Raw genomic sequence first — 806 nt, forward strand, 5'->3', positions numbered from 1 at the left:
CCCGCGTACACGTTCATGGAGTGGCCGCGGAGGAAGCCGACGAGGGTGAGGCCGGTTTCGGTGGCGAGGTCGACGGCGAGGGAGGAGGGTGCGGAGACGGCTGCGAGGATCGGGATGCCGGCCATGACGGCTTTTTGTGCGAGTTCGAAGGAGGCGCGGCCGGAGACCAGGAGGATGACGCGGGTCAGGGGGAGGTGGTGGTGTTGCAGGGCGCGGCCGATGAGTTTGTCGACGGCGTTGTGGCGGCCGACGTCTTCGCGTAGGTCGATCAGTTCGCCGTGTTCGGTGAACAGGGCGGCGGCGTGCAGGCCGCCGGTGCGGTCGAAGACGTGTTGGGCGGCGCGGAGCCGGTCGGGGAGGCCGGTGAGGAGGTCGGGTTCGATGTGGAGGGGGGGTGTGTCGTTGATGGGCCAGTGGGTGGTGGTGCGGACGGCGTCGAGGCTGGCTTTGCCGCACAGGCCGCAGGAGGAGGTGGTGTAGACGTTGCGTTCGAGGGTGATGTCGGGGATGGGGGTGCCGGGGGTGGTGGTGACGTCGACGACGTTGTAGGTGTTGGAGCCGTCGGCGGTGGCTCCGGCGCAGTAGACGATGTTCTGCAGGTCGTGGTGTTGGGTGAGGACGCCTTCGCTGACGAGGAAGCCGGCGGCGAGGGCGAAGTCGTCGCCGGGGGTGCGCATGGTGATGGCGAGGGGTTTGCCGTTGAGGCGGATCTCCAGCGGTTCCTCGGTGACCAGGGTGTCGGGGCGGGAGGAGATCGCCCCGTCCCGGATGCGGATCACCTTGCGTCGTTCCGTGACTCGTCCCAT

At 68.5% G+C, this 806-nt stretch carries 1 protein-coding gene; it reads right to left on the reverse strand.

Going from position 1 to position 806, the window contains the following annotated elements:
• The coding region (fdhD, locus tag AQJ46_RS51235) for a formate dehydrogenase accessory sulfurtransferase FdhD (protein ID WP_059212226.1) at nt 1-806 on the reverse strand (806 nt) is incomplete at its 3' end.

Origin of the sequence: Streptomyces canus (assembly GCF_001514145.1) — a bacterium.
GTDB classification, from domain to species: domain Bacteria; phylum Actinomycetota; class Actinomycetes; order Streptomycetales; family Streptomycetaceae; genus Streptomyces; species Streptomyces canus.